Below are 24,656 nucleotides of genomic sequence, written 5' to 3'. Positions count from 1 at the left end.
TCAACCACTACTCCCGCACATCCAAGATTTAAAAACAAGTCTATGCCATGCGGATACCAAAGTCTAATATGCAGCGAATGGACTAAGAAAAAAAACACTGTAGAATCGTGGATGTCCAGCCCACTACTATTCCTGCATGTATAAGGCTCAAAAAAAGGTTCTGCTATCTGGGTACCAAAAGTCTCGTGCGTGGCTTCTTACTGGCCCAGGCTTAGATGACATGTTTGAAATTGCGATCAGATACGCAAAGTGGATCCTTAAATCTGATGAAGCAATTGGAGATTTAATGATCATCCAGGAAAGATCTATCAAAGTCGCTCACATACAAAGGATACACGATTTCCTGAATCTGACCAGCAATTTCTCTAACCAGAAGATTATCATCATCAGTCACTTTGAGATAATGACAGCTGGTGCGGCAAACGCACTCTTGAAAGTGCTAGAAGAAGGAAAACAGACAGCGACACTTATCCTGATAGCTAGATACTTACAGCAAATTACAAATACAGTCCGTTCACGTTGCTTTCACCTTTATTTTCCACCCTTAAAAGAAAATACAGAAATAGAGAAATTAATTGCGCATTATAAAAATCTCTTAGAAAAATCTATAGGGGAAGAAGCAAAGGATTCTCTTCCAACTCTAGGCAGACTCGATCGGGGTCTAACAACACAATTCCAGATAGCTCAAAAATTTTCCGAGGCATCACTAAAGGATCTGCTATGCTTTGCGTTCAACCGGATCATTAAATTTCACCACGGAGTTCTAGAAAAAGAAAGCTTCTTTGGCGAAAGAACTTTACTAGAAAAATTAGGACAATCAGCCATTTTTTGGCACAACAGGTGGCTGCAAATTAGCGAGGTACTCTCAACACCCAAAGAGCTTTACATAGAAAAAAATCACCTACTAAGGATTGCACTAACTACAAGGGAGATTTAGGTTTCTCCTTATCAAGCCACCAAGATAATAGACACACGCAGGCCACGCTCACAGCTGACCTTTCCAAAAAACTACTCATAAAACACTAACTGAAAAGCTAACAGATATGAGCAGAAAACAGACTAGTAGACCCTCTTCTGAGGAGGAAATGATTCTATTTCATTAGTCATTGGCTGCAGACGTACTGGCCTGTAGCCAAACTTTGTCTCATTACCGTCTGGTAGGAACCAAAACAGCGTGTGACGGAGCCAGTTCTCATCATCTCTTTCAGGATAATCTTCTCTAGCATGGCTGCCTCTACTTTCTTTCCTATTTGCAGCTGACTCTATTGTTGCAACAGCCTGGCTCACCATATTATCGAGCTCAAGCGTTTCTACGAGGTCAGTATTCCAGACAAGTGAACGGTCAGTTACATTGATCTCATCCATTTCACGGAGGAACTCCCGCATTTTTTTACACCCTTCATCCAGGACCTCCTGAGTCCTAAAAACGGCAGCATGCTCCTGCATTATCAATTGCATTTTTCTTCTTAGCACAGCTGTAGGAAGCCCACCGTCTGCGTAACGGAACCTATCGAAGCGCGCCAGAACCCGCTCTGTCAACTCCTTATCGATAGGAGAGTGCTTCGTATTGGCCTTTATGACCTCTCTGGCCCTAATAGCAGCCGTCCTACCAAAAACGACAAGATCCAGTAAAGAATTTGAGCCAAGTCTATTCGCGCCATGTACTGAAATACAAGCAGCTTCCCCTATAGCCATCAAACCTGGAACAACTTTCTCTACATTCTCATCATCGACGGTAAGGACCTCCCCATGATAATTTGCTGGAATCCCTCCCATGTTATAGTGGACAGTCGGAAGTACCGGAATAGGCTCTTTCGTCACATCCACATTTGCAAAGATACGTGCAGTTTCGCTTATACCCGGAAGCCGTTGTTCTATAACCTTAGAACCTAAATGTGAAACTTGAAGGTAAATGTGATCTTTCTTTGGGCCAACACCTCTACCAGCACGGATCTCCATAGTGATTGCACGACTCACAACATCTCTGGACGCAAGATCTATTGCAGAAGGAGCATACTTAGCCATAAACCTTTCCCCTTCTGAATTTATAAGATAGCCACCCTCACCACGAACCGCCTCACTGATTAAACAACCAGCTCCATAAATACCGGTTGGGTGAAATTGCACAAATTCCATGTCTTGGAGCGGCAAACCAGCTCTCAGGACAAATGCATTTCCATCGCCCGTACAGGTATGCGCACCTGTGGCTGAAAAGTAAATACGACCGTAGCCACCAGTTGCTATCACCACAATATGAGCTCTGAACCTATGTAATGAGCCATCTTTGAGATCCCAAGCAATGACTCCCTTACAACCTTCATCATCCATGAGTAAATCAAGGACTATATATTCCACAAAAAATTCCGTATCCAGCTTTATAGACTGTTGATAAAGAGCGTGTAGTATGGCGTGGCCTGTTTTATCCTCAGCAGCACATGTTCGAATAGCACGACCCTTCCCATAATGCGTCGTCATACCACCAAATGGACGCTGATATATTTTACCTTCAGACGTCCGTGAAAATGGCACACCGAAATTCTCTAATTCTATTACTGAACTGGAAGCATTTTTACACATGTATTCAATTGCATCCTGATCACCAAGCCAATCAGAACCCTTGACAGTATCATAGGCGTGCCATCTCCAATCATCTTCACTGATATTCCCCAATGCAGCACTGATTCCTCCTTGAGCCGCTACGGTATGACTCCTAGTTGGAAAGACCTTAGAAAGACATGCAACCTTCAAACCCTGACTCGCCATACCCAAAGTAGCCCTGAGCCCAGAACCACCAGCCCCTACAACGACAACATCATATTCATGTTCAACAATTGGGTAACTACTGAGAGCCATAAACCACGTGCAAAAGACACAAAGACCAAACCCGAATTGTAGTCCAGGCAACGGAGGAAATCCATTACCTCATTTACAAATGGTGTTTCTAAACATTAAGTGAATAAAACTATCAACACCTACACAAAAACCACAATGTTGTGCAAAGAGATCAAGAACTCATAGCATTTACTAATCCACAGGTATTAGCTAAAAGTTGAATTATACAACTGAGATTTCACTCACAAAGACAGTTATATTGGAAGATCAGCAAAAGTTGGCTGTGAAGATGGAAGACCTATTTGCCGAACTAACACAATTGTATACACTTATGAATCACACGGAGCGACTGGAATTAGTAGAATGCGTGCACTTATAACAAATGACGATGGATTTGACTCACCGGGACTGACACTGCTCAGGGAATTTGTCCTAAGCATTGGCTTCCTGGAAGCTATCACGGTCGCACCTAAAACAAATAGGACTGCATCTAGTCATGCTGTAAGTCTGGATAAAAAACTGAGAATCGAAGAAATTGCTGAAAACGTATTCTCAGTTGATGGAACCCCGGCAGATTGTGTTATAACAGCTTTCCATGATTCTAGACTTACGAAAAATGGTGTACCGGATGTGGTATTCTCCGGTGTAAATATTGGTGCAAACTTGGGAATAGACACTATATACTCAGGAACGATAGCCGCGGCCATGCAAGGCATGCTATCTGGAACAGTTTCATTTGCTTTTAGCCAGTTTTATTCTTCGAGTCCCCATACTATAACCTGGAACATAGATAGCCCTCACATAAAAAAATACATACTTTCAATGCTTGAAAAAGTTGACATCCTGAAAAATTGCGTACTGAACATAAACATCCCTGAATGCCAAGTTATAGGAGTGAAACACGTGCCGCAGTATGGTAACACCGACATCCCAAACAAGAGAAAATCCGCAATTAGAGCTAGGCCACATGAAGAAGACAATGAAAAATATATTACGATCGAAGGAACATCTTCTCCGCAGTTTTGCGAATTTCTTAGAAGTGGCTATGTAACAGTAACCCCGGTCGGTTGTGACCTCACACACTACGCGGCACTGAAATTTCTCGATAGCTCATTTAGCCTTGTGTAGTACTTTTCATGTAGATAAATGCAATAAAGAACATTCAGAATACTCAAAAGTAAAAAAAGTATTCGAAGTCTTTATTGTATTTTCGCGTATTTACGCCGGAACAACGTCTTTGGTATAGAAGAGCGAGTTGAAATCCTAAAAGAGAATAACCTAGACGACTGTAAACAATTAACTAGTGACTTTGTGAATTTTATCATTCTAAAGAACAATGAAACTCAACCTGGCCAATAACATAAGCATTGACAACGTAATTTTAGCACCCATGTCTGGGGTAACTGATATGCCTTACAGGGATCTTGTAAAAAGTTTTGGCGCGGGACTTGTGGTTTCCGAGATGATAGCAAGCAGAGCTATGATTCTGAAAACAAAAGATACAATGAAAAAAGTTTCTTTGTCTCCTAGAGAAGATATCACTGCTATCCAATTAGCCGGGTTCGAGCCAGACGTAATGGCAGAAGCAGCAAAAATAAATGAAGATATGGGCGCTAAAATCATTGATATTAATTTCGGGTGCCCTGTTAAGAAAGTAGTCAACGGATATGCTGGTTCCTACCTGATGAAAGACGAATGTCACGCAGCAAAAATCCTCGAAGCAACAGTAAAGGCAGTTAAAATACCAGTAACGCTAAAAATGCGCACTGGTTGGGATGAAAATCACAGGAACGCTCCGAAATTAGCAAAAATTGCGGAGGATCTTGGAATAAAGATGATCACTATACACGGACGAACACGAGCACAAATGTATAAAGGAAAGTCAGATTGGCAATTTATCCGGACAGTAAAAAATACCGTTAAGATCCCAGTAATAGCAAACGGTGATATTAAAACGTACGAAGATGCTGAAAGAGCCTTAGTAGAGTCTGGTGCTGACGGTATCATGATCGGTCGTGGAGCCTATGGAAAACCTTGGTCTATAAGAAATATGTTGCACTTTCTCAGGACGGGCAAAAAATTACAAGAACCTACACCACAGGAAAAACTTCCGATAATACTGCAACATATTAGTTCAATATTCTCTCACTATGGCACCGAAATGGGTATAGGAATCGCAAGAAAGCACATTCTCTGGTACAGCGCGAATTATAAAAACTCCGCTGAATTCCGACAACAAATATGCCAAGAAACATGCGTAGAAAAACTTCTCGAAAGAGTGGAAGAGTTCTTTCATTCAGCTTGTTGTACTACCAAACTACCACAACAATAACTTCTTGTACCTCAAAAAAATATCTGTGACCCTAGTGAAGAAGGACAACTGTACTCAGCAGGCTCGCATCATCCCTTTTGTTCATCACTAGATGAAGAGCAAAGAAAATTACCAAATATTCTTAATCCAGTTAGTAAAATATCTGACACCATGTACAAACAGCTTTAAACCAGGGATTCTGTGTAAAAAGTTTGTTATTCTGCTGAGCAATGCAGAACTATGCAAGGGACTTAACATGCCGTTCTCGTAACACAGGTAGAACTCCTGTAAAGATATGGATCCTTCGCTAATAGCATCATACAGATTAGCCAGGTTATGTAACGTACCAGTAGGATCGAATCCTTCATCTGTATCGATAGCATCTTGATATCTTGACAGTTGCATTAATACCTTAAAACAGATCTGCACAGTAGCTTCTTTATCGTTAGGCAAATCAGTGCTTGTCGAATCATCTCTTAAGACAACGCTAAACAACTCAGCAAAACTACGAACTTTTTCATGCGGAACCGTACCCACACTAGGAAAAAAAAATTCTTCGGCAACAAGCTTAAGGAGACCCTTCAAAAGATATTTTTCCTTCCCCACAAAGAATCCTGCATCCTCAGGCCCTGAATAATTCAGCACTACCGCAGAGAAAACATCACTAATATCATCTCTTTGCTTTATAAAAATACCTGCAAAAAGAAGAAGAAAAATCGCGTTTATATTCTCATCATTCTCTTCAATCGCTAACCTCTCAACCACATCACACTTAATGAAAACATAGTCACTAAAAAGTTGTAACAAGTTTGGATGGCTCAGAAATTGAACAATCTTGCCCTTCTCCCCTTCATTAAAGACACGCGACATAAACTGACAACTTTAACTGCAAGATCAAGGCTACGATAAGGAACTTAAAAAAAGGCTAAATCTAGAATAGATTATATATATTTGTATGTATCAAAAATATAAATCTGAGCCGCGCAGCACAGAGTGGTTATGTCACATAGATTGAATTGCCCACCATATATACAGAAACAGATCACGGCACCTTGCAAAAAATGGCAACGGTATGATTTGGCTTATCTAATATAGCTATACCTTATTCATATATCTTTGCGGTCTGGATAAAAGGGTACAGTATCGTACAGCCCTTGATTTAATCCGTAAACCTTCCGAGAAAAATCATCCTTTTACTATAAACACGACATACATAAGTGGCTTAATAAGCTTTGCAACTTCTTTTTTTTATGAAAATTTCCTTGCATAAAAAAGTAATGTATGATTCCTGCATCATGATTAATGTATAGTGAACCTGGTAGGCTTTTGAATGGATACGGATCCAATTGCACAGTTTTTGCTATGGCAAAAGGAGGCTGATGCTTACGACAGAACTGCTGCTGTGCTTGCAACATGTACGAGGGATAATATTCCCTATGCGAGGACAATTTTAGTGAAGGATGTTACTGCAGATGGATTTACATTCTACACCAATATGAATAGTACCAAAGGTAAAAACTTGTTCGATAATCCAAGAGCAGCAATCGTATTTTACTGGAACGAAAGACAGGTTATCGGACGTGGGAATGTTTTCCTCGTAGATGAAAAGGAAGCAGACACAAGCTTTGCCTTTCGCCCACGAAGTAGCAGAGCTGTCACCACAATTTCCAAGCAATCTCAAGAATTAACAGACGAAACACTTTTCCTTAATGCGGTGAAAAAGCTAGAAAATTCCAGCGACCCAATAGGACGACCAAAACACTGGGTGGGATTCCGGTTGAAGCCATACGCTATGGAGTTTTTCCTTGCTGGCAAACACAGATTGAACAAAAGATACCTATATCTTCTCCAATCAGACGGAAAGTGGAAAATCTCTAGGCTGTATCCATAGGTATTTCAGATAAAGAAGACATATACTGAAAAATCAACGCTGAGCAGGCAATGATGCCCACAGCCGAACCACACTGCGAGAAACGAGAGTACAGATCAAGAAACAGGCAACTTGGGTCAGATTTCCTTCTCTCATGTACTAGCCGTGATAATTGGCAAGCTTGAAAAAAAGCCCCTGCTTCCGTAAGACTCAACTAAAGAGTCTCGTTGTTTTGCTTCATCTTAATGGAATGCTGTGCAGCTGCGACTTTCGCAATCGGCACCCTGTACGGCGAACAAGAAACATAGTCCACACCCGAAGATGCAAAAAACTCTACAGAGTATGGGTCACCACCATGTTCACCACAGATACCTATTTTCAGTGCTTTGTTTGCACTTCTACCTTTTTTGATAGCTTCCTTGATCAAAAAACCAACACTTTCAACTTGAATAGAGATAAATGGATCCTCCCTGAACAAACCCTTCTCCTTATAAATATTCATGAACATTCCACAATCATCTCTTGAAATACCCAGAGTCGTTTGGGTGAGATCATTAGTCCCAAAACTAAAAAAGTCTGAACTTTCAGCTATTCTGTCAGCAAGAATTGCAGCAGAAGGTAATTCGATCATGTTACCTAATAAATAATCAACCGAGTACCCTTGCGCAACCGATGTGACAAGCTGTTTTATTGCACACAGCTCATCTGCGTTCATGATAAACGGAATCATAACCTCTAGTTTTACGTCACCCACTTCTTGTGCCGCTCCAAAAATCGCATGAAGCTGCATCTCATATATTTCAGGATGCGATATCGCTATTCTACAACCACGATGCCCCAGCATCGGATTCTCTTCTTTAAGCACCTTTATCCTCCTTTGTATGAAAGAGTCTTCAAGTGCAGAATGCTTCCTAAAACTCTCTAAGCTTGCCTCATCAGCTGGTAAAAATTCATGTAATGGTGGATCAAGTAATCTCACTGTGACACACCTACCCTGCATTTCACGAAAGATCGCTGCAAAACAGCCTTGCTGGATAGGAAGCAACTTTTTTAGGGCTATACTTCTCTGCCGTAGATCTTCTGCAACTATCATATCCCGGACTATATGAATTCTATCTTCTGAGAAAAACATATGTTCAGTTCTGCAGAGACCTATTCCATCCGCCCCAAATCTTAACGCCACTTCTACATCTTCTTTCGTTTCAGCATTTGCCCTCACAGATATTTGCCTAAATTCATCGACCCAAGTCATGAAAGTGCTAAATTCATCGGAAAAACTGAACTCAGAAGTACTTGCGTTTCCTAAAATGACATTACCACTCGTCCCATCAATTGTAATTTCATCTCCTTTGTTCAAAGTGACATCAGGTGTAATACGCAGGACCTGAGAATATTGGTCAATGCTTCCACCAGAAAGAGCGCAAACACAAGGTTTGCCCATACCTCTTGCCACAACAGCTGCATGCGAAGTCATACCACCTCTCGTCGTAAGAATTGCAACTGCAGCATGCATACCCGCTATATCCTCTGGACTAGTCTCGCTTTTGACAAGAATCACCTTCTCACCACCTTGAGCTCGCTTTACTGCCTCCTCAGTGGAGAAAATTATTTTTCCAGAAGCAGCGCCTGGTGATGCGGGCAAACCACTACCTATTATTTGATGGTTTGCTTCATCGTCAATTCTAGGATGAAGCAAGCTTTCCAGCGACTTTGGTCTGATTCTGAGAACAGCTTCTTCTTTTGTTATCAATCCCTCCTTTACCATATCGACAGCAACCCTTATCGCCGCTTCTACTGAACGCTTTGCACTCCTCGTCTGGAGTATATACAACGCGTCATCCTCGATAGTAAATTCAATATCTTGCACGTCCCTATAGTGCTTTTCCAAACTTTGACAAACCGATTCAATCTGTTCATACAATCTTGGATTCTCAGACTTCAGTTCGCCAATAGGTTGAGGCGTTCTCACACCAGAAACAATATCTTCTCCTTGCACACATTTCATGTACTCACCGAACATCGTTTTGTGGCCATTGGAAGGATTCCTTGTGAATAAAACACCAGAACCAGAACGCTCATTGAAATTCCCAAAGACCATACTCTGTATATTAACTGCAGTACCTACACTCTCTGGAATATCATGAATTTTTCTGTACGTTTTTGCACGCTCGTTTCCCCAGGACTGAAAAACAGCCTCTATGCAAGCCATGACCTGTACATAAACATCCTCTGGTAAAGAAGCGTGAGAATTCCGCTTGACAACTTCGCGAAAAGCCTCGATTAGCTCATGCAAGTCGCTAATGCTGAGATCATGATCACGCAGGATACCCTTGGAGTTCTTGTAATTGTACAGCACCTCTTCAAAATGGTAGGATTCTACTTTTAGAACCACATCCCCATACATCTGAATGAGTCTTCTATAGCTGTCAAGAATAAACCTGCTACTACAAGAAGCGATGATCTCATCGTTTAGCCCTACATTAAGAATGGTATCAAGCATCCCCGGCATAGAAAACTTGCTACCTGAACGCACCGAAACCAATAGTGGTCTCACTTTTGATCCAAATACCTTACCGGTGACAGCCTCAAGCACTTGCAAGGATTTTTGTATTTCCTTTTCTAAAATCTTGCGGAAAAGATCTTTATCACGATGATAAAGCTCACAAGCACTCGAGGAAATTGTAAATCCTGGCGGCACTGGTAACCCCATGTTGCACATCTGCGCAAGATTCGCACCCTTGCCACCGAGCACATCCAACATCAAGGCATCCCCATCCGCATTAGAAGGGGAAAAATGATATACAAGCTTCTCTGACATCGGGAAGTCCTAGAATCACTCAGAAAGACAACAGGAAAGGTCACTCCCATATATTAAAAACAAGGGACAACATATGCAACATCTGGAGAGAGTCAGACCATAGAAAATTTTCATGCACGATACCCTTCTTGCATAGCTGGAGAATCATTTTGCGCTTCAATACCCTTAACTTTCTCCACGTAAAAACACGTAGATGGAAAAAGTGTTGCCGGTCTATGATAAAGTAGGTTCTGAAGCGCACCGGAAAACATAATACCCAAAGTTGCACTCAGTATACCAATAATAATCGAAATACCGACAATAATTTCTATTCTATGCTGATCAATCTCAGAGAAAAGCTCTCTTATTCCTCTGACTGCAACATATTGAACGAAACAAAGAAAACCTGCAACTAGAAGAGAAATAGAGTAATAACACAAGTTCACAACAAAATTGTCAGGACTTGTAAAATTTTTCCACCACTTTTGAACAGCATTCCCTTCTCCTTCTTGTGGCGGTTCTGTTTCTTCATATTTTGACAGATTTAATGCCCTCAGTACCCTTACGTTTCTTACACTATTGCTAATTACGCAACCAAGAATTGGAAATACTACACACAGGGCAAATAGATACATTACCACCCTTGCTGCCAATTCATTTTTATCAGAGAACCAGTCTTTTGATATCACCGGAACACCAACTTTTACAAAGAAACCAACAGCAGCGGCCATACTTGAAAAAAGAAACGGTAAGGTGATTTCTTTTGTAGCAGCCCTTCTTTTTAAGTGCGCATTCTGCCTCTCCAGTAGTCGGACAGACACTTGCAAAAGCTGTATTTCTTCCCTTTCAGATGTACTCACAAGATTGTCTCCCGCAAATATGCCTGTTACGTATGGCTAAAAAGTGAAACAAGCTCGTTGAGGCTGCGGCTTTCTCTTTTTGAGTCAAGACGATATTTCAGCTCAATTGTTCCATGGATGGGACCGTTCTTACCAACAATTATTTGGAAAGGCACCCCAATTAAATCCATCCTGGCAAACTTCACACCCTGACTATCAGCCGTATCATCATAGATGACGCTGTCTAATTTGGAAAAAATCTCCTCAGCAAAACCGCAAGATTCCCCGTGCAAATTGATAAGCCCAATTTTAAATGGCGCAATCGACTCTGGCCAAATAATGCCCTTATCATCCGAGTGTACTTCGATTATAGCAGCAAGTAATCTCGAAATTCCAATACCGTAGGATCCCATGTAAAAATTCTTCTTTTTTCCATCTCTACCAGAGAAGCGCGCTTGCATAGGAGCAGAATACTTCTCCCCAAATAGGAAAATATGCCCCACTTCTATTCCTTGCGCTGTGCAGATTCTGTTGTCATTTCCTATACCAGAGCTATTACATTCCTCGGTGAAACAAAACAGCTCCTGTAATTTCTCTGTCATAACAGATACCGCGTGCTCATTTGAAGGATCAATTTTGCAAAATTCATCTACGAGCTCTCCCATCTCCTCGGGATAAAAAATCTTACCCTCCCCTCCTTCAGTCGTAGTAATATGGAACTCGTGATTCAGACTGCCGCCTATAACTCCAGCATTCGCTCTACAAGGGATTGGATTGAGCCCAAGTCTCTTAAAAATGCGCAAATAGGACTGATAGACCTTGTTATAAGAAATTCTAGCAGATTGCTGATCTACATCAAAACTGTAGGCATCCTTCATAAGAAACTCACGGGCACGCATAAGGCCAAATCTTGGCCTGATTTCATCCCTAAACTTCCACTGAATATGGTAAAGAATCTTAGGCAGCTGCTTATAGCTAGCAAGATCATCCCTAACTATTGCTGTAATGACTTCCTCATTTGTTGGACCAAAAAGAAGCTCGTTGTCATGTCTATCCTTAAACTTTAACAGCTCCTTACCATAGTCCGAATACCTTCCCGACTCTTCCCAGAGTTTAGCCAACTGAATGCAGGGCATTAGCATTTCATGCATTCCCATAGAATCAAGCTCTTGCCTGATTACACTCTCGATATTTCTTAGCACCTTGAGACCCAAAGGCAGCCAACTATATAGACCGGCCCCACACTGCTTTACAAGGCCGGCACGCAGGGAATACTTGTGCGAGCGCAACTTCACCTCACCCGATACATTTTTCATAAGGGGTAAATAGTACTCGGATACTCTTGTTTTATTTTTCATGCATTCTAACCCCCACCTTCGGTTAAGCTTATGATTTTAGAAATTAACTCATTAATCCCAAAAGGCTTCGCTACAAAAATTTCATCACGATTTTTACTGTCTAAATGTAACTTGTCACGCGTGTACCCAGACATGAAAAGAACTTTGAGATCCGCTTTCTGCTTTCTCATCTCCTTGACCATTTCCGGACCATCCATACCGGGCATTACGACATCTGTAATTAGGAGGGCAACCGTATTTTTTTCTTCTTCAAATTTTTCAAGAGCTGACTTACTACTTTCGTACTCGATGACACTAAAACCCTGGCGAGTTAAAGCTTTCACCAAAAAATTTCTGACAATTTTTTCATCTTCAACTAGCAGTATCTTTGCACCTTTGCTTCTCTCTGAAGGAACCAAATCTTCATCAACCTTTTTTGCATCACTACTGATATCTTCATAGGAAACTGGGATCAATAGTGTAAAAAGGGAACCCTGGCCTTCGGTGCTCTCAACATTTATGTAACCCTTCATCTGCTTCATTATGCCATAAACAGTAGAAAGGCCTAAACCTGTTCCTTTATCTACACTTTTTGTTGAAAAGAAAGGATCAAAAATTTTCGACAGCAACTCCTTGTTTATTCCACAACCGTTATCACGAACTGTAAGGCTTATGTACTCTCCTTTTAAAACAACCTCCTCATTTTGAGTACCAGGAAGAACAGCATATTTTTTGTTTATGAAAGTTTCTGCAATTTCAACAGTGATTTCCCCACACGTTTCTATTGCATCACGTGCATTGACTATTAAATTGATAAGACTCTGCTCTATCTCTGTCCTGTCGACTCTTACGTTTTTTAGACCTGACCTAATAACAAAAGTCAGCTTAATATTTTCTGGAACGAGCCTCTCTATAAACTGCCTCATACTTTTCACAACCTCTGCCATACTCAAAACCTCGGGATGCAGAGTTTGTTTTCGAGAAAAAGCCAAAATTTTCTTTACCAAGTCCCTACCTTTTTTTGCGCTATACCTTATCTGAGCAACGTTATAGTAGTGCTTGCTTTCTAGTCGCACATCTTCAAGCAGCATTTCTGCAAAGCCCATTATCGCAGTGAGAATGTTATTAAAGTCGTGAGCTATACCACCACTCAACTCACCTAAAGAAAATATCTTTTGAGAATGCTGAAATTTTTTCTGCAAGTCACTTAACTCGCTTAGGTCGACGAGAAACCCTATATTAAGAATACCACAAGTTGAAAGGTAAAGTCGTGCACTATCACCGTTCTCCGTGGAAAAATTAAATATAGACGGTCCACCTCCACGCTTTAAATCACTCAATTTGTCACGAAGAAACTGCTTTATCTGATCTCCCTTCTCGAATATATCAAAGAAAGCGTCATTCGCGCTAATTATTTCTAAGTCATTGCTCATTAAAACAATACCGATAGACGCATTGTTTGCTAGCTCTCTGATTTCTTTCAACTTTGGTACTAACACTCCGTAATGTGTGTCATTGAAACACCTTCTGTAGTTTTGCAGGAAGAGGCCTTTATGGTTTTGCTCTGTTAAAAAAACCTCTGTTAGTCTGTAAAGCTCATTCTCAAGAAAAGTTTTTTTATAACTCGCCTCTTCGAAATAGGAAGCACATCTGTACTTTAATGAATCACCTCTGACGCTATACAAAGAAATCCCCGCCTCTCGTAAAAGCACATCATAAATTTCTCTTTCACCAACCCTCCTGGCCGCAACAATGAAATACCCCTTTGGACGAATCATTGGGGTAATTTCTACCACCTGTCCATCATAAGAAAAACTGTGATACAGCACCCCTTCCCTGATATCAGAAATAAACTTTTCGTATTTCTCTCCTAAAAGGGATTGTAGATTTTTTATCTTCGTTCTCTCATCCCTATATACTACCTCGCCATTATTGGTGATGATCAAGTAAAATTCGGTCAGTGCCTTTGCAGCATTTGAGTAGAACATATTTTGAAATTCCGCTGCTGCAAGTACTAAGTGAAGTTTCTTTAAGTTGTAAGTGAGGAGAAAAAATATAATAATCCCGCATGCATAGAAAAGCCCTTTAATTTCGTGAACGCCTGACAGATCTATTGAATTGAATCCCAAAACAATTGGAGCACCGCACAGAAACTGCAGTAACATCAAAATGAAAACTAAGAAAAATCTTCTCGGATACCTGATAACAAAGTTCAGCTTGTTCTTTTTGATACCATCTGTGTATCTACTTTTCATTTTCCTTCACTTTTCGCTTTAGATAATCTATTTTCTCCTCTGATACCATCTTATCTATAAGCAAAATCTCCTTCTCCGCTGCTAATTCATCTATAGTAGCGTTCATATTTGCCCTTTCAAAAGCATAGATGTTGTTTAACTCTTTCAACCTATTGTTCTCATTCGTAAAGTGCACTACTTTACTCTTATTTTTTTCTACTTCTCCTGAAAGAAAATTTATCCCAGCATACACCTCACGGAATTCACGTATATGGAAATGATATTCCGCACCTTTGCCTGCGACGCTATCCAACAATTTTGAGATCTCCTTCCAGATAAAAATGCAACAGCAAAACGAGAGGCATAACCAAGCAAAAAATAAAAGGGCAAAATCGATAAAATTTATGACCGAGAACATATTTATATCACCCCTATAAAAATAGCATATTTTAATCGGAGCTGCTTCGTTCGCTCTCATAAAACCATACGAATATTTTCCTTTTATGAGATTGAGAAAGCTAGCAAATCTTTTATTTCTTAAATCGTAAAATTCAACCTTCCGATCAAGATTAACGGAAAGTAATACTTCATTATTTTCCTTTAAGATGGCTATTTGCATGTATGGATCTCCTCTCACTAAATCTTCCATTGCTGCAAACAGATCATTGAGTGACAAGTAAAATAGCAACCGCCCAGTATTTTTAGGGCTTTTAACAACGACTGTGATCGGCAAAACTGGTTCCCCTCTCGAAGAGCCAAAATCTCTTTGGAGCAGCGATTTACCTATTGAGACAGCGGGAAACAAATTACTTCCAACTTGATCGCTCACCTTTTCCGCTTCATCATCTTTGAACCAGTAGGCGTATACCTTCTCATTCCTCCGATTGAAATCTGCAATTTCCCTTTCCACTAGTTCACTATTAATTATTCTATTGCAAAGGTCTGTGATTTTTTGATATGCCCATTCTGTAGATTGATCGACAAGAGCTTCCATTTTTGCTGCGTACCCATCCATTACAACCTGTACCCTGGACGCCTCAATTGCCTCGCGTGATAAAGAAAAGATTACAACACAAAAAACAATGCTCAAAATTAAGTAGAGGCCGCTATACAGTGAAAAAGATGGTATTTGCAACGTAGTCTGGCATAATCGACTGCAAGATAATAGCAGAAAATAATATAAATCCTCAAACTAGAATGATTTATATAAAAATTTGTAAGTGTTAAGTTGCATCTTTAATAGAATTGCATATTTATCCGAAAATAGTGCCTGACCCATCCCAAAAAAGCTGAAGTTACGCCTCAAGTCATCCAACTATCAAAAACAAAATTTGTGAAAAATAAATGGATAAGCAAACAGAAATCGGGCTTTGCTTCAGACGAAGTACTACGGCTATTATTTGAGTGACGAACTCATTTATCAGAACAAATAAAAGGTGCAACGATATAATAAACTACTTGGACAACACTTCATCTACGACAGGGAAGTGCTTGACAAAATAATCGACGCAGCAACATCAGTAAAGGGCAAACACATCTTCGAAATAGGTGCTGGATCAGGAACATTGTCTGCCGCCATACTTCTGAGAGAACCAGCTTCACTTATATCAGTCGAAAAAGACAAAAGATTTTCAGAATCGCTGTCTTCCCTCATGGCACAGTATCAAAATTACAAATACACCATAGGTGATGCTTTACTCATTCGACTAAGCAGTTTATTTAAACAAGAAAAGGTCACCATAATTGCAAATTTGCCATACAACATTGCTACGCATCTGTTGCTAGGATGGATGAACGAACTAGAGCAAGTTCGAGAAATGGTGCTAATGTTCCAAAAAGAAGTAGCAGACCGTATTTGTGCACAGCCTAAAAGCAAAAACTATGGCGCTTTGTCTGTTCTAGTGCAACTAGAATGCAAAGCGGAGTCACAATTTGCCCTCGCACCAGAAGTTTTCACACCACCACCAAGAGTAACATCTACAGTCCTGAAGCTTACACCACTGAAAAACAAATGGCCAAGAAACAAACCTGTTTTGGAAAAGATCCTGACAGAAGGTTTTTCCCAGCGAAGAAAAATGATCAAAAAAAGCCTATCAAGAATTTTCAAAGATTCTGAAGCACTACATTCCGCATTAGCGCAGGTAGGAGCCAGTCCTACAATGAGAATAGAGGAACTTAACCCCGAGCAACTCTGCAGGCTTTCTTGTATAGCAGAAATGGACTAACTTCGAGAGAGCAACGCGTCTTTAAGCTTCGCACGAGAAAGTTAACTTCAATAAGTTGATTCCTCCTTGTAAAACACCCAAGACGCACAAACGATAAAACTGCATGCAGCAAGCACCCCTTTCTTTCCTGTAACAAAAAAAATTACTGCAGAAATAGAGCACATCAGACACCCAAAGGAAAATCAAGCCAAAACACCCTAGCAGCAAAACGAATGAATAACCTGATTGTGCTCTAGGAAAACTCGCATACAACCCAGCTATTATGAGGCGACTTTAATGACCTCTCAAATATCCATTTATCCTCTATCACTTCTATTGTGTCGTGGTCCCCAGACAGTACGCGACCAGCATCATCGCGTACAACATTAATCTGCTCGGAAACGAACCGTACGGTCGCGTACAAAACACCTTTTATTACGTCAAGCTTAATCAAATTCTTCGACCGCAAAGCAACCAACGTTCTTTCAAGGGTATTGCCACGGATCTTGCGCTGCTCTATTTTCTCCGAGACAACACTAAAAGCTTTCTTGGAGAGCAACTTTGATAAAACCTTTAGATCGCAATCAGTAAAAGCTTTGGTGAACATCTCAAAAGCGCGCTCAGCACCTTCCATAAACCGATCTGTCGAAAAATCCTGTTTCCATAAAGACTCAATTTCCTTTTTCGCGGACACGATCTCCTGAAGATCACTTGGAGCAACGTAAGTGAATTGATCAATGTCCCTGACCTTCTTTTCAAGAATTTCTTTTACTTCCGCAGCCTTAAAACCCAACTCGCGTTCAACAGATATCCTACCAAAGGATGCATAGAGTCTGTTGAAGATAAAAAAAACCAATATCGCGTACAATATTAACTCCATAAACCAAGAAAAACAGCGCTACTAAACCAACAAATGTAAAGGTGGACAAAACGCCACACTTACTCTAACCTACATCTACAGTATCACTTATATTTCTAAAGAATACAAAAATGCCCGACAAAGACGAAATCACCCATGATGCACAATCCGAAAACGAAGAAAGCCTCCCATTGGCACGGCCTGAAGGTCAATTCATGAAGTCAATAGCTCTTGACACGCCTAACTCTCCGGAGGTGTTTAGCATCATGAAAAATCCTCCGGAGGTGGATGTGCAGTGCAATATAGACAGCAGAGCAATAGATGAGAGAAACGGTGTATACGAAGTGGTTCTTGATTTAAAAACTGAAGCACGGATAAAGGATAAAGACTCTCCAGATGAAACACGTGTTGCGTTCGTTTGTAAGTTGAAGTACTGCGGTGTCTTCACGATAAAGAATCTCACTCAGGAACAACTGAGGCAGACATTACTTGTCGAAGCGCCTACGTTACTCTTTCCGTTTGCAAGGAGAATTATAGCTACGGCAACAACTGATGCAGGTTTCCCACCTTTGATGCTTGCACCTATAAATTTTGCTCAAAAATACGCTGAGAGTCAAAGAGATTAGCTGTTTTCCGGGTTTGCGTTCTGCTTCCGCATATTTCTGATACCTTGCCCTGTTTTTCAGTTTTGTTGGATGCAGATTCGCTTTGCGGTGTGTTACGGGGTGGTATCCGTTACTCGTCGTTGCTTTCTTTGCATGCCTCCTACCTTATTCACGACCCGGTTTAGTGTGTGTTTTGTGTGGATAGTTTTGCCTACGTGTTTTCTCTTGCCCGCGTTTTTACTCTCCCTATCGTGATGCCTGGAGTTTTTGAATCCATTTCCTGAATCAGATTGCCAAATGATTTTTGATTCGCATTGTCATCTTCTTTTCTACGGAAAAGAAGCAATAAAGGATATTGTGGAAGAAGCAAAAAGAAATGGTGTAGGAGTCTTACATAATATCGCGACCAAGTTAAGCGAAGTTGAAGATTTGCTTTCAATTTCCGAGCAATTCTCCAATGTCTACTGCTCTGTAGGTGTACACCCAAATCACGTCGAGCACTGTGAATCCCTAAAAGAAACACTAATATCATTGGCAACACATGAAAAGGTGATAAGCATAGGCGAAACAGGATTAGATTACTATTACGACTACACTACTAAGAAAGTTCAACAGGAATCGTTTAGAGAGCATATACGAGCGGCCTTGGAATCAAACTTACCACTCGTAGTACATTCGAGAAATGCCGAAACTGATACAGTACGTATACTGGAAACTGAGTTGAGCGACAGTAGAACACCAGTGATTCTCCATAGCTTCGCTTCATCTAGAGAGCTTTTCGAAGCAGCGATAAGAAATGCTTGGTATGTTTCATTTTCTGGGATCGTAACATTTAAAAATGCCACAGAAGTACAAAAAATAGCCGTTGAGGTACCACTGGATAGAATGCTTATAGAAACCGACGCGCCCTATCTTTCTCCTGTCCCATTTAGAGGTAAAACGAACTATCCCTCGTATATTGTGCACATACTAAAACATATAAGCAAACTTAGACGCATCGAAAACGTGGAATTGTCGACAAAACTAATGGAGAATTTTCTTAGGGTGTTTCCAAAGGTCATTCGACCAACATGACAGTATCTATACTGACATAAACCACAAAAAGACGAGTTCTCTGTTGAATTTGCAAGACCTCAAGCTTATCACTCAGACTCAGCAGCCATTCGCATATGCCAATAACCGCCCCAGTGTACTAGGGAACATCAAAGTAGAGAGGTGTTTCTAACACGAAGATAACGATAAAAAATCCGTAGTAAGTTAATGAACCTCGCTTTAACTTTTTTCTTTCTACTTACCCGAAACAAAATTATTTTTACCGTATGCAGTAAGCAGTCTAAATTTGCAGCTTACGTACTCTTGACACATATCTCAGCGTAACAACACATTTGAAGAAACAACCCAGCAAATAAAGCGCAACAGCGCTTAAACAATATGTAGAAGAGAAAAATATGTGGTACGATCTGGACCACCTTGCGCAATCAACAATTATGAACCTGAACGATGAGCAAAGACTTGCTGTGGAAACTGTAAACGGTCCTGTCTTGATACTTGCTGGTGCGGGAACAGGTAAAACAAAAACGTTAGTGCATAGAATAGCCCACCTGATTAGGTCAGGGTATGCGCATCCAAATCAAATTATGGCTGTGACCTTCGCAAATAAGGCTGCAAATGAAATGATTCAGCGTGTTAATGAGATTGTAGGGGAAATGAAATTTCACTGGATTGGAACATTTCACGCAGCAGCAGCAAAGATCCTAAGAATTGAAGCAGAGAAACTTGGCTTTAAACCGGACTTCACAATATTAGATGTAGACGACCAAGTCAGAATGCTTCAGAAAGTCGCTCAAGAAAAAAAAATCGAAGCAGATAAAGCCCTACTTAAAAAGTACTTAAGCGTGATCTCTGCATGGAAAGATAAAGCCTTCACGCCAAGTAGAGTAAGGTTCAATAATGCTGCAAATACATGGTTCGAGAAACAAGCACTCTCTGTGTATGATACTTACCAAAAAAAACTCAAGGAGAACAATAGCATGGACTTCGGAGATTTGCTCATGCACAACGTTACTCTGTTTAACAAGGACGCAGAAACCTTGGAAAAATACAAAGAGAAATTTAGATACATCATGGTAGATGAGTACCAAGATACGAATTTATGTCAATACCTATGGTTGAGGCTATTAGCGCAGAAGCACTCAAACATCTGCTGCGTTGGGGACGATGATCAATCAATCTATGGGTGGCGTGGTGCAGAGGTAGGGAACATCTTGAGGTTTGCAAAAGATTTTGAAGGAGCAAAAGTCATCAAGCTGGAACAAAATTATCGCTCGACGAACAAAATACTCACTGCCGCACACAATATCATAAAAAATAATCAGTCCAGACTCACAAAGAAGCTGTGGACAGCATACCCTGGCGGCGAGGAAATACAAATTTTCACCTACATGGATAGTGAACAGGAGGCAAGAGCTATCATCAGAATGATAAAGGAAAGAAAATTATTGTGTCGCTACAGCGATACGGCCATCCTTGTTAGGGCAGGCTTTCAGACGAGAGCCTTCGAGGAAGCAGCTATTCACGAAAACGTCCCCTACCGCGTCGTTGGAGGACTTAAATTCTATGAGAGAAAAGAAATAAGAGACATTATTGCTTACTTAAGGCTCGTTGTGAATCCAAATGACAATTTGGCCTTTGAAAGAATAATAAACACACCAAAAAGGGGCCTCGGACAGGCATCACTGAACAAGATATATAACTACTCACTTGAAGAAGGGTGCTCGATGTTTGAAGCAGTCAGAAAACTTGAGGAAAACGAAAAACTTAAAAGCACAGCGCTTCTGACATTTGTAAAACAAGTTAGAAAATGGCAGGAAGAATCTCTCAATCACAGTTTGCATGACTTGCTGAAAAAGATCACACTGGAATCCGGATATATATCAGCGTTAAAAGAGCAAGACGAGACAAGAATTGAAAACGTTGATGAGCTTTTCAGAGTGATCCAAGAATTCGATGATGCTACTGATTTCCTACAACACGTATCACTTTTGACAGAGAGTGACGCACAAATAAATAACAGTGATGCTGTCAACATGATGACACTGCACGCTTCTAAAGGACTAGAATTTGAGCAAGTATTCCTCCCAGGTTGGGAGGATGGAACATTCCCACATGTAAGGTCTCTTTGTAGTACTGAACAAATTGAGGAGGAACGTCGTTTAGCGTATGTTGGAATAACAAGAGCAAAAAGGTTTTTAACAATAACAAGTGCTCATAGAAGATTAATAAGAAATTCTTGGCAAAATACTGTAAAATCGAGATTCATGTTGGAGTTAGCAGAGAAATAAAAATGAGATGGTCCTCAGCTGCAAATAAAAGGACCAATGCCCCAACTAAAAACAGACCATCAGCATTTAGCAAACATGAAAAAGCGCACCATCATTTTACCGGTAAGTGCGGAATTTGATTTTCCACATACAACCCATGTTAAAAAGATGTCCGGAACAATCTAAAAATACTTGCTAAAATTCTTTACAATGAGGATATTCATTCTCAGATAGAGGGGGAAAAGCAACCATCACAATCACTTTGCAAGAACTGAGAGGGACCTTGCTAGGAAGTAAGACTACCTATCAACTGAACGAAATCCTTTTCATTTTCAAAGTTCATGTATACAGAGGCAAACCGAATAAAAGCAACTTTATCCAGAGTAGCAAGCTCTTCCATAATCAGCTCCCCAATAACCTTTGCTGTAATCTTTGCGTCATGAATGCGTTCAATCTTGTAAATTACACTATTCATTAATTCATCTACCCTTTCCCGTGTCACAGGCCTTTTGCGTAACGCAACTTCGACTGAACGCATCGCCTTTTCTCTGTCGAAACTTTCACAACTACCGTTCTTCTTAATGACCTTTATTTCTTTAAGCTGTATAGTCTCAAAAGTAGTAAACTTAGCACCACACTCACCACAGAAGCGCCTCCTTTTTATGAAGGTACCTTCATTCACAGAACGTGAATCTCTGACATTAGTATCTCGATTACCACAAAATGGACATTTCATATCACTCGAACGGAAAGTGTAAACTTGGCTCTTAGGCCACTATTCAAAATGATCAGCTCTGAAGAACCAATCGCATAGAATACAGATTTACCCAAGCAAGGTAAAGGCAGTTTTCATAGGTAGCATTACCTGTTATTAGTCAGATACTTTTCTCATGCAAAAAAGCACCTTAGAAGAAACCCTAAAACAGATTGCACAATCAATGAACGGAGAATACAATTATCTTGGTTTCTTTGCTACACAAGTGACAAATAACAGGGCTGCTTCCATACTCGAGTTCGTTGCCAAAAACGAGATTAGGTTTATTGATTTCAGATTTACCTCGATCACCGGGAAATTTTTACATATCACGCGTCATAGCGATAGCATCACTGCAGATGCTCTCACGCATGGTATTTCGCTCGACAGCTCATTGATTCAAGGCTGGCATGATGTGGATAGATCCGATGTAGTGCTCGTACCGGATCTCGAGTCGTGTAGTTCTTTCTTGGATCCATTCGCCGCACAGCCGACATTGTGCGTTGTTTGTGACATTGTTGAGCCGCACGGACGTGGTTCGTATGAGCATAGTCCACGCGCAACAACGAAGAAAGCTATGGAATTTTTACGCAGCATTGGAATAGCTGACAAGGCTTTTTTTGGTCTCGAGATGGAGTTTTTCGTACTGGATGATGCTAGGTTTGCCGTCAAAGAAAATGGAGCTTTCTTTGAACTGGATTCATCAGAAGGGATCTATAACTCTGGCAGACGGTATGAATATAATAATCACGCTCACAGAGAAGGCAGCAGAAACTGCTATCTGGCAAGTCAACCTTCGGATTCTCTAAATGACATAAGGGCAGAGATTCTAGAAACACTCAGAGAAGTAAAAATAAAACCATTACTGCACCATCACGGAGCTGCATCGTCCCAGTGCAGAATATGCTTCCACCATGGGGAGGCTTTAGAGACTTCTGATAATATGCAAAAGTGTAAGTACATCACACGCAACGTTGCCAGTTCTTATGGAAAGTCGGCTACTTTCATGCCTAAGCCATTCAAGGACTACAACGGCAATGGAATGCGCTTACACGTATCGCTCTGGAAGGATGAGCAAAATTTGTTCGTACCACAAGATCCAAGAGAGGAGATTTCACAGTTGTGTAAATACTACATTGGTGGAATCATAAAGCATAGGAAAGCGCTGAACGCTATTTTGAACCCGCTTGCTAATAGCTACAAGCGCCTCGCAGATATCCATAATGCATCTTACGGGCTAGGTTATTCGCCTGAAAATCGTCTAGCAGTGGTAAGGATTCCACACTGCAGGAAGGGTAATCCTTCCGGAAAAAGAATAGAGATTAGGTTTCCTGATGCGGGTACTAACCCCTATATCGGAACCGCCGCTTTGATTATGGCAGGTATAGCGGGTATACGGGAAAAAGTACTACCGGAAGCTGCTGTGGAACTCGAAAAGTCTTCAAAAGTTTCTTTGTGTAGGTCTTTGGAGGAGGCACTCCTCGCACTCGACACTGATAGACAATTCCTGACAGAAGGTGATGTGTTCACGAATGATCAGCTTGATACCTATATAAAGCTCCTAAGTGATGACTCTGAGGAGGTATCAAAACATCCCGTACCGATTGAATTTATCAAATACTATAACGTTTAGGGTCGTATGAGTATTGGCACCGATTGGGTGGAGGCGCTTCATATCATTGTTGTGACAATGTGGATGGCAGGCCTTTTTTACTTACCCAGAATCATGGTCTATCATGCTGAAGTGGATGTTGGTACTGAAACTGATTCTGTTTTTCGTGTGATGGAAAGACGTCTGCTCCGCTATATTATGACACCTGCTATGGTGGTAAGTATTGTCCTTGGGTTGCTGTTAGCAATCGATACAGGTCACATTCTGAGTACATGGCTACATCTAAAGTTACTTTTCGTGGCTGCATTGGTGTCTTTACACATATTCTTTTGGCGATGTTCTGTTGCCTTTGGTAGAGGGTGTAATAGGTACTCGAGCACGTTTTTTAAGTTTGCAAACGAGGGAGTCACAATTGCCTTTATCGCAATTGTGATACTGGCCGTGACAAAACCTTTTTGATGTTCTTCAAGCGCCGCGCACACCTTTTTAGATGGTTGTTCGTGATCGATGTAGTACCTTCCCTGTCTGAAATTGTATTTGTCTTGAAACAACTGCCTCTGGGAAGTCTCGTTGTGCTGCGGTGTTACGAGCATTTACAAAGGAAAAACTTGGCACACTGGCTTTCAAGAATGTGTAGGAAGTTGCGTTTGATTTTTCTCGTTGCTGGCGACCCTTTTATTGCACTTGTAACGCGTGCCTCAGGACTACACGTGAGGGAGTCAACTTTCAGTAAGATGAGAAAGTGGCGGTACTTCAAAAAGCGGTGGTTTATAAGTTGTGCGTCGCACAGTGTAAAACAAAACCTCAAAATACAAGCAGCTGGTTTTGATGCAGCACTTTTCTCACCAGTTTTTCGTAGCAAGAAAACTAACTTTAAGGCAATGGGAGCAACAAAATTCCTTAAATACCAAGCTTTCACAAGAAAAATCGGTGTTTTTGCATTAGGAGGCACAACAAGAGCAAATATATGGAAACTGAGAGAAGCTAGGCAAAAAGTTGGTATTGCGGGAATTAATTTGTATAATGACCGTCTGTGAGCTTGAATACAAAATTCTAGCACCCATATATCACGTAAGGAAATG

At 40.8% G+C, this 24,656-nt stretch carries 20 protein-coding genes; 11 read left to right on the top strand and 9 right to left on the bottom strand.

The annotated features are described in order from the left end of the window. Positions 1-136 precede the first annotated feature (136 nt). The gene (locus NSE_RS01540; RefSeq protein ID WP_011451772.1) at positions 137-937 is read left to right on the top strand and encodes a hypothetical protein; all 801 of its coding nucleotides are present in this window, start codon (positions 137-139) and stop codon (positions 935-937) included. Positions 938-1,059: 122 nt separating this feature from the next. Here the strand turns inward: NSE_RS01540 and sdhA are convergent, their stop codons facing one another. Further along, the gene (sdhA, locus tag NSE_RS01535; protein ID WP_011451771.1) at positions 1,060-2,853 is read right to left on the bottom strand and encodes a succinate dehydrogenase flavoprotein subunit; all 1,794 of its coding nucleotides are present in this window, start codon (positions 2,851-2,853) and stop codon (positions 1,060-1,062) included. 342 nt (positions 2,854-3,195) lie between these two features. Between sdhA and surE the strand changes: the two genes are divergently transcribed. Together surE and dusB are read left to right on the top strand one after the other, a co-directional pair. Then, on the top strand, positions 3,196-3,960 hold the full coding sequence (gene surE / locus NSE_RS01530) for a 5'/3'-nucleotidase SurE (RefSeq protein ID WP_011451769.1): 765 nt from the start codon (positions 3,196-3,198) through the stop codon (positions 3,958-3,960). Between the two features lie 208 nt (positions 3,961-4,168). After that, the gene (gene dusB, locus NSE_RS01525; protein ID WP_011451768.1) at positions 4,169-5,164 is read left to right on the top strand and encodes a tRNA dihydrouridine synthase DusB; all 996 of its coding nucleotides are present in this window, start codon (positions 4,169-4,171) and stop codon (positions 5,162-5,164) included. 108 nt (positions 5,165-5,272) lie between these two features. Here the strand turns inward: dusB and NSE_RS01520 are convergent, their stop codons facing one another. Then, on the bottom strand, positions 5,273-6,013 hold the full coding sequence (locus NSE_RS01520; RefSeq protein ID WP_011451767.1) for a hypothetical protein: 741 nt from the start codon (positions 6,011-6,013) through the stop codon (positions 5,273-5,275). Positions 6,014-6,473: 460 nt separating this feature from the next. On the opposite strand from NSE_RS01520, the gene NSE_RS01515 reads away from it, so the two are divergent. Continuing rightward, on the top strand, positions 6,474-7,034 hold the full coding sequence (locus NSE_RS01515; RefSeq protein WP_011451766.1) for a pyridoxine/pyridoxamine 5'-phosphate oxidase: 561 nt from the start codon (positions 6,474-6,476) through the stop codon (positions 7,032-7,034). A 193-nt stretch (positions 7,035-7,227) separates the two neighbouring features. Here NSE_RS01515 and ppdK read toward each other — a convergent pair whose 3' ends face one another. From ppdK to NSE_RS01490, 5 genes are all read right to left on the bottom strand, one after another. Further along, positions 7,228-9,831: a pyruvate, phosphate dikinase gene (ppdK, locus tag NSE_RS01510; protein WP_011451764.1), complete on the bottom strand. Its 2,604-nt coding sequence runs from the start codon at positions 9,829-9,831 to the stop codon at positions 7,228-7,230. Positions 9,832-9,941: 110 nt separating this feature from the next. Further along, complete coding sequence (locus tag NSE_RS01505) at positions 9,942-10,670, bottom strand: hypothetical protein (RefSeq protein ID WP_011451763.1); 729 nt, start codon at positions 10,668-10,670, stop codon at positions 9,942-9,944. A gap of 26 nt (positions 10,671-10,696) precedes the next feature. After that, the gene (gene proS / locus NSE_RS01500) at positions 10,697-12,007 is read right to left on the bottom strand and encodes a proline--tRNA ligase (protein ID WP_011451762.1); all 1,311 of its coding nucleotides are present in this window, start codon (positions 12,005-12,007) and stop codon (positions 10,697-10,699) included. Between the two features lie 5 nt (positions 12,008-12,012). Continuing rightward, positions 12,013-14,241 carry an ATP-binding protein gene (locus NSE_RS01495; protein WP_011451761.1) on the bottom strand — a complete coding sequence of 743 codons (2,229 nt, stop codon included), beginning with the start codon at positions 14,239-14,241 and terminating at the stop codon, positions 12,013-12,015. Continuing rightward, a complete protein-coding gene (locus NSE_RS01490) occupies positions 14,231-15,310 on the bottom strand; it encodes a hypothetical protein (protein WP_227028972.1) in 1,080 nt (359 codons plus the stop codon). The genes NSE_RS01495 and NSE_RS01490 overlap by 11 nt, the downstream gene beginning before the upstream one ends. A 346-nt stretch (positions 15,311-15,656) precedes the next feature. Here NSE_RS01490 and rsmA point away from each other — a divergent pair, with 346 nt between their 5' ends. Further along, a complete protein-coding gene (gene rsmA / locus NSE_RS01485) occupies positions 15,657-16,445 on the top strand; it encodes a 16S rRNA (adenine(1518)-N(6)/adenine(1519)-N(6))-dimethyltransferase RsmA (RefSeq protein ID WP_011451757.1) in 789 nt (262 codons plus the stop codon). Positions 16,446-16,677: 232 nt separating this feature from the next. On the opposite strand, the gene NSE_RS01480 is transcribed toward rsmA, so the two are convergent. Beyond that, entirely contained in the window at positions 16,678-17,304 is a 627-nt protein-coding gene (locus NSE_RS01480) for a Tim44/TimA family putative adaptor protein (protein ID WP_011451755.1), read from the bottom strand. A 110-nt stretch (positions 17,305-17,414) separates the two neighbouring features. Here NSE_RS01480 and secB point away from each other — a divergent pair, with 110 nt between their 5' ends. From secB to NSE_RS01465, 3 genes are all read left to right on the top strand, one after another. Then, positions 17,415-17,909 carry a protein-export chaperone SecB gene (secB, locus tag NSE_RS01475; protein WP_011451754.1) on the top strand — a complete coding sequence of 165 codons (495 nt, stop codon included), beginning with the start codon at positions 17,415-17,417 and terminating at the stop codon, positions 17,907-17,909. A 276-nt stretch (positions 17,910-18,185) separates the two neighbouring features. Then, a complete protein-coding gene (locus NSE_RS01470) occupies positions 18,186-18,962 on the top strand; it encodes a TatD family hydrolase (RefSeq protein ID WP_041917493.1) in 777 nt (258 codons plus the stop codon). A gap of 374 nt (positions 18,963-19,336) precedes the next feature. Next, on the top strand, positions 19,337-21,229 hold the full coding sequence (locus NSE_RS01465; RefSeq protein WP_011451751.1) for an ATP-dependent helicase: 1,893 nt from the start codon (positions 19,337-19,339) through the stop codon (positions 21,227-21,229). Positions 21,230-21,494: 265 nt separating this feature from the next. On the opposite strand, the gene nrdR is transcribed toward NSE_RS01465, so the two are convergent. Beyond that, complete coding sequence (gene nrdR / locus NSE_RS01460) at positions 21,495-21,944, bottom strand: transcriptional regulator NrdR (protein WP_011451747.1); 450 nt, start codon at positions 21,942-21,944, stop codon at positions 21,495-21,497. A 154-nt stretch (positions 21,945-22,098) separates the two neighbouring features. Between nrdR and NSE_RS01455 the strand changes: the two genes are divergently transcribed. From NSE_RS01455 to NSE_RS01445, 3 genes are read left to right on the top strand one after another with little or no spacing between them, the layout of a single operon-like run. Beyond that, positions 22,099-23,595: a glutamine synthetase beta-grasp domain-containing protein gene (locus NSE_RS01455; protein WP_227028971.1), complete on the top strand. Its 1,497-nt coding sequence runs from the start codon at positions 22,099-22,101 to the stop codon at positions 23,593-23,595. 6 nt (positions 23,596-23,601) lie between these two features. Next, positions 23,602-24,033, top strand: coding sequence for a protoporphyrinogen oxidase HemJ (gene hemJ, locus NSE_RS01450; RefSeq protein WP_041917491.1), 432 nt, complete (start codon positions 23,602-23,604; stop codon positions 24,031-24,033). Next, a complete protein-coding gene (locus tag NSE_RS01445; RefSeq protein ID WP_041917490.1) occupies positions 24,033-24,611 on the top strand; it encodes a thiamine phosphate synthase in 579 nt (192 codons plus the stop codon). The genes hemJ and NSE_RS01445 overlap by 1 nt, the downstream gene beginning before the upstream one ends. Positions 24,612-24,656: the final 45 nt, after the last annotated feature.

This window comes from Neorickettsia sennetsu str. Miyayama (assembly GCF_000013165.1).
GTDB lineage: Bacteria > Pseudomonadota > Alphaproteobacteria > Rickettsiales > Anaplasmataceae > Neorickettsia > Neorickettsia sennetsu.
The sequence above is the reverse complement of the archived record's forward strand: the minus strand, read 5'-3'. Positions and strand labels throughout refer to the sequence as shown.